A 5,969-nucleotide genomic window follows, 5' to 3' on the forward strand; every position below is an offset into this window, starting at 1 on the left:
GCGACGCTCGGCCTGGCGCCGGCGCTGCTGGCCTGGCAGCTGGACGCGCCGCCGCCGCCGCCGCCGGCGCTGGGCGAGGCGGCGCCCTGGCAGGGGCGGCAGCTGCCCCTGCTGCTGGGCGAGAGGCTGGCCTGGCTGCGGCTGTTCTGGCGGCCCGACCGGCCGCCGCGCCGCGGCGAAAAAACATTGAAGGGCGCCGGCGTCGCCCTGGCCCTGCAACTCGACCTGCCGCCATCGGGGCGGCTCGAACTGCGCGCGCGGCTGGAACAGGGCCGGCTGGACGCGGTGATGGAGACCGCGCCCCGCCTGCCCCGGCCGCTCCTGGCGGATCTGTCGGAGGGCTTCGCCGCGGCGCTGGCGCGGCTGGGCCTCGGCGGCGAGCTAACGCTGCGGCACAGCGAGGGGGATCACGGCACTTGAAATGCGAAAAACGATGGATGTAGAGAGAGACCTCCCCCAGCAGACGGGCCGGACCGCCGCATGAGCGCCGACGACCACCTGAGACGGCCGATCATCGTGAAGCGCCATCATGGCGAGCACGAGGAGGAGCATGGCGGCCAGTGGAAGATCGCCTATGCCGACTTCGTCACGGCGATGATGGCCTTCTTCCTGGTGATGTGGCTGCTCTCGAGCACCACCGAATCGCAGCGCGAGGGCATCGCGCAGTTCTTCACCGCCTCCAGCATCCTCGACCTGCCGGCCGGCAATGGCGCGCTGGATGGCGGGCGCTCGGTGCTGACGGCGGGCGATTCGCGGCAGGACGCGCTGACCCGCGTCGAGGATGGCGGATTGCGCCGCGACAGCGAGGGCGGCGAGAGCGCCGGCGAGGGCGCGGCCGCCCAGGCCATGGCGCAGGCCGCCCGGGAGGGCGCCAGTGCCGCCGGCGGCGCCCGCGACCCGATCGAGCGGCAGCGCTTCGAGGCGATGAAGGCCGAGATCGAGCGGCTGATGGCCGGCGAGGCGCTGCGCGACCTGGCCCAGAACATCCAGCTGGAGATGACGCCGGAGGGCCTGCGGCTGCAGATCTTCGACCGCGATGGCGCGGCCATGTTCCAGCCTGGCGGCGCCGAGCCGACGCCGCGCCTGGCCCGCATCCTGGAGGTGGTGGGCGGCGTGCTGGCCACCGTGCCGAACGCCGTCGTGCTGGCCGGCCACACCGATGCCGACCGCTTCCAGCGCGGCGCCTACGGCAACTGGGAGCTCTCCACCGACCGCGCCAACAGCGCCCGCCGCGCCCTGGAGCGCGCCGGCGTGCCGGCGCCGCGCATCTTCCGCATCGAGGGCAAGGCGGCGATGGAGCCGCTGCTGCCCGGCGCGCCCGCCGATCCGCGCAACCGCCGCATCGCCGTGACGGTGCTGCGCGCCGATGCGGTGGAGGCGGCGCGCGCCGCCGCGCGCCATTCCACCGAGCCGCGGCGGTGAAACCCCGCGCGACCTCCGGCCCGCCGGCAGAAGGCCGGCGCCGGTCCCGAACCGAAGCGGCTGGCGCCCGCCCGCCTTCCCCGTGTCACGCCCGCCTTGAGAGGGACCGCCGATGACCGCCATCAACGCACTCCGCACCAGCACCTCCGGCCTGAACGCCCAGGCGCAGAAGCTGGCCGGCATCTCCAACAACATCGCCAACAGCTCGACCGTCGGCTACAAGCGGGTCGACACGCAGTTCTCCAGCCTGGTCCTCGAGGGCAGCAGCAACGGCTCCGCCTCCCTGACCGGCACCGCGGCGCAGAACCGTGTCGAGATCAGCAAGGTGGGCCAGGTGCAGTCGACCGGCACCGACACCGACATCGCGGTGAACGGCAACGGCTTCCTGGTGGTCAACGAGGGCGCCGACAGCGCCGGCAAGTACCTGGCGACCCGCGCCGGCTCCTTCCGCCCCGACGCCAATGGCAACCTGGTCAATGCCGCCGGCTACTACCTGCAGGGCGTCAGGCTCGGCGCCGACGGCCTGCCGGCCGGCAATCTGGGGGACAACAACCTGGAGAGCCTGACCACGGTGAATGTCAGCGACACCTCGGTCGCCTCCTCGCCGACGACGCAGATGAAGGCCTGGTTCAACCTGCCCTCCGACCAGACCGCCTATGCCTCGCCGCCGCCGAACGAGAACGCCTTCGTCAGCAGCATCGACTACTACGACGCGCTCGGCGGCAGCCAGACCCTGACCTACCGCTTCACGCCGGTGCTGCCCGACGCCGCCGGCACCGACAACACCAATGCCTGGATCCTGCAGGTCTTCGACAGCGCCACGGGCAGCGGCGCCTCGGGCAGCGGCGCCGACACCTACGATGCCAGCCATCTGGTGGGCTCGGTCGAGTTCGAGTTCTACCCGGCGAGCGCCGGCAGCAACCTGGCCGGCACCATCAAGTCGGTGAAGGACGCCACCACCACCCACAGCCGCAACGCCGACGGCACCGTCGCGCAGAGCGCCAGCACCACCATCCTGAGCCCGGCCAATTACGGCCGCGACGGCAGCGATGCGGACGCCGCCGCCGACACCATCCCCGGCCTCGGCCGCTACGACCCGATCACCGGCCGGCTGACCCTGCAGGTCGGCGCCGGGGTGTCCGGCACCGCCACCACCGACCTGCCGATCAACATCGGCGTCCCCGGCAGCGTCTCCGGCGTCACCCAGCTCTCCGGCAGCTACACCCCCGTGGCGATCGAGAAGGACGGCTCCGCCTTCGGCCTGCTCGAGCGCGTCTCGGTCGAGGATGACGGCAAGGTCGTCGCCACCTTCTCGAACGGCCAGAGCCGGGCGATCTACCAGGTCAAGCTCGCCGTCTTCGCCAATGCGGACGGGCTGAACCCGGTGCGCGGCGATGCCTACGAGATGTCGCGCGAGGCCGGCGCGGTGCGGCTGCTGACCGCCGGCGAGGGCGCCGCCGGCACCACCTCGGGCGGCGCGCTGGAATCCTCCAACGTCGATATCGGCACCGAGCTGACCAACCTGATCGAGACGCAGCGCGCCTACAGCTCCAACGCCTCGGTGGTGCGCACCGCCGACCAGATGCTGGAAGAGGCGACCAACCTCAAGCGCTGAGCCCGCGGCGGCGGGCCTCTCCCCGCCGCCCTCCCTCCCTGACGCGGAAGCCGGATCATGAGCCTGCAAGGCGCCCTCTCCACCGCCCTCTCCTCGCTGGCCGCCGAGCAGCGCAACGCCGCGCTGATCGCCAACAACATCGCCAACGCCAACACGGATGGCTATGTGCGGCGCGAGCTGCCGCGCGGCGAGAAGCTGGTGGCCGGCGGCGGCGCCGGCGTCGAGACCGGCGTCGCGCAGCGCGCCGCCGATGCCGCCCTCGCCGCCGCCTCGCGCGCCGCCGACGCGGCCGAGGCCTATGCCGACCGCATGCAGGGCACGCTGGAGGTCTACAACAAGACCGTCGGCCAGCCGGCGGACGAGACCTCCCTGCCGAGCCGCCTCGGCGCCTTCCAGGACGCGCTCGACTTCCTCTCCGGCAGCCCGGACGACGCCGTGGCGCAGAGCCAGGTCCTGGCCACGGCGCAGAACCTGCTCGACACGCTGCACGGGCTCGACGCCGCCCTGGCCGATGGCCGGGCCGCGGCCGACCTCGCCGTGGCGCGCGATGTCGAGACGGTGAACACCGCCCTGGCCAATCTGGCCGAGAACGACCGGCAGATGGCCCAGGCGGCCGCGCGCGGCGCCTCGACGGCCGAGTACGAGGACCGGCGCGACGTGCTGCTGGCCGGGATCGGCAAGGTGGTGCCGATCCAGGTGCACGACAACGGCCCCGGCCGGCTGATCGTGATGACCGATGGCGGCAACACGCTGCTCGACAGCACCACCGCGCACCCCCTGCGCTTCACCCACACGCCGGTGATCTCCGCGACGGCGACCGGCCTGGCCGGCGTCACCGTCAACGGCCAGGCGCTGCGCGTCTCGGAGAGCGGCTCGCTGGCCGCCTCGCTGACGCTGCGCGACAGGACCCTGCCGGGCTTCGCCGCCATGCTGGACCAGACGGCCGGCGCGCTGGTCACGGCCTTCCAGGAGGCCGACACCACCCTCTCCGGCACCGCGGCCGGCCTCTTCACCACCGGCGGCAGCCCGCCCGTGGCGCTCGCCGGCGGCGATGACGTCCGCGGCCTCGCCCGCGACATCCGCCTCAACACGCAGGCCGATCCCGAGCAGGGCGGCGCGCTGTGGCGCCTGCGCGACGGCATGCAGGCGACGAGCCCGGGCCAGGCCACGGACAACAGCTTCGTCCTCCGCGCCCTGTCCGGGATCGAGGAGAACCGCAGCTACGACAGCAGCGGCGGCCTGCCCGGCACGATGAGCCTGCCGACGGCCGCCGCCCAGGTGGCGGGGCTGATGCAGAGCGCCCGCGCGGTCTGGACCGACCGCGCCGAGAGCCGCGCCAGCCAGGCGCTGCAGGCGCGCGAGAGCCTGGCCAACAAGACCGCCGTGAATGTGGATGACGAGACGATGCGCCTGCTGGTCGTGCAGCAGACCTATGCCGCCACGGTGCAGGTCATCCAGGCCGTCTCCGACATGCTGAAGGAACTGTCCGAGATCCGGTGAGCCGGAGCGGAGGGAGAACACCATGGACAACCGTGTTTCGGGCAGCGGCATGGCCATCGGCCGCCAGGCCGACCTGACCCAGATGAAGATCGAGCTGGCCCGGCTGACCGCCGAGATGTCCTCGGGCAGGAAGGCCGATCCGGCGCGCGAGATGGGCGTCGGCGCCTCGCTGCTCTACAAACTGCACGGCGAGGTGCAGCAGGGCGCCTCGCTGAAGAGCGTCGCCAGCCAGGCCGGGCTGCGGCTGGCCACCATGCAGACCGCGCTCGGCAATGCCGGCACGGTGATGCAGGAGATCTCGACGCAGATCCTGCAGGCCGAGGCGCTGGAGGGCGATGGCTATGCCACCCTGGCCGCGGCCGCGCGCGGCGCGCTCGAGAGCCTCGTCGGCCTGCTGAACACCCGCTTCGACCAGCAGAACGTCTTTGCCGGCACCGACAGCGCCGCGCCGCCGGTGGCCGCGCCCGCCGGCCTGCTCGCCCAGGTGCAGTCCCTGCTCGATGGCGCCGTCGGCGGCGGCGGCCCGCTCGACGCGGACGAGGCCGGGGCGCTGATGGCCGATGTCCGGGCGCTGTTCGAGGATGCCGATGCCGATGGCGACGGCGATGCCACGACCCAGCCGCCGGCCTTCTACGGCCTGGTCTACGGCGCGGACAGCCGGACCGGCGACGGCCGGCCGACGCAGGTCCGCATCGGCGCCGGCGAGACGCTGAGCTATGACGTCCGCGCCGACAACCAGGCCTTCCGCGACGCCTTCCAGTCGCTCGCCCTGCTCTCCACCCTGGACGCGCCGGACAGCCAGCTCAGCGAGGCGGCGCGGCGCGGCCTGCTCGACCAGGCCGGCGCGCTGATGCGCGGCGCGCAGAGCCAGCTCACCACCCTCTCCGGCGTGCTCGGCATCAAGCAGGCGCGGCTCGAGAGCGTCGCCGAGATCCAGGACAGGGCGATCGCCGCGGCGACGGCGCAGATCAACGACCTCGAGACGGTCGACTACTACACCATCGCCGACCGCGTCTCCGCCCTCGAGCTGCAGCTCAACGCCACCTATTCGGTCACCGCCCGGCTCAATCAGCTGAGCCTGGTCAACTACCTCTGATCACCCCATCCCCGGAGAAACCGTCCATGGCCATCCCCCCCGTCTCCCCCTTCATCCCCCTGGCCCTGGAGGAGGAGGACATCGCCACCTACGCCGCCATGGCCGAGGGGCTCGGCTGCGACACCGAGACCTGCGCCGAGGCCTTCATGCTGGCGACGCCGCTGGCGCGCGAGACGGCGGTGCGCCTCTGGCGCGGCCTGATCCAGGGGCCGGGCGGGGGGCCGGGCGAGAGGCCGGACGAGGCGGCCGGCGGCCCGGCACGGCGGCTGCAGGACGGCCGCGCGCTCGGCGCCATGAAGGCGCTGCTCGGCCTCGACCCCGCCCGCATGCCGGTCG

General features: G+C 73.0%; 6 protein-coding genes. All 6 read left to right on the top strand.

Annotated features, from left to right (window positions below; translation table 11 throughout):
* Positions 1–420: hypothetical protein (locus ACVMLK_RS19550; RefSeq protein WP_457487368.1), on the top strand; the 420-nt coding region annotated here is incomplete at its 5' end.
* 60 nt (positions 421–480) lie between these two features.
* Positions 481–1,422: a flagellar motor protein MotB gene (locus ACVMLK_RS19555; RefSeq protein ID WP_457487369.1), complete on the top strand. Its 942-nt coding sequence runs from the start codon at positions 481–483 to the stop codon at positions 1,420–1,422.
* A 112-nt stretch (positions 1,423–1,534) separates the two neighbouring features.
* Positions 1,535–3,037 carry a flagellar hook protein FlgE gene (locus ACVMLK_RS19560; RefSeq protein WP_422926021.1) on the top strand — a complete coding sequence of 501 codons (1,503 nt, stop codon included), beginning with the start codon at positions 1,535–1,537 and terminating at the stop codon, positions 3,035–3,037.
* Positions 3,038–3,094: 57 nt separating this feature from the next.
* Entirely contained in the window at positions 3,095–4,537 is a 1,443-nt protein-coding gene (gene flgK / locus ACVMLK_RS19565) for a flagellar hook-associated protein FlgK (protein ID WP_457487370.1), read from the top strand.
* A 22-nt stretch (positions 4,538–4,559) separates the two neighbouring features.
* Complete coding sequence (locus ACVMLK_RS19570; RefSeq protein WP_457487371.1) at positions 4,560–5,633, top strand: flagellin; 1,074 nt, start codon at positions 4,560–4,562, stop codon at positions 5,631–5,633.
* Positions 5,634–5,659: 26 nt separating this feature from the next.
* Positions 5,660–5,969: hypothetical protein (locus ACVMLK_RS19575; protein ID WP_457487372.1), on the top strand; the 310-nt coding region annotated here is incomplete at its 3' end.

It is taken from the genome of Teichococcus aerofrigidensis, assembly GCF_054073225.1.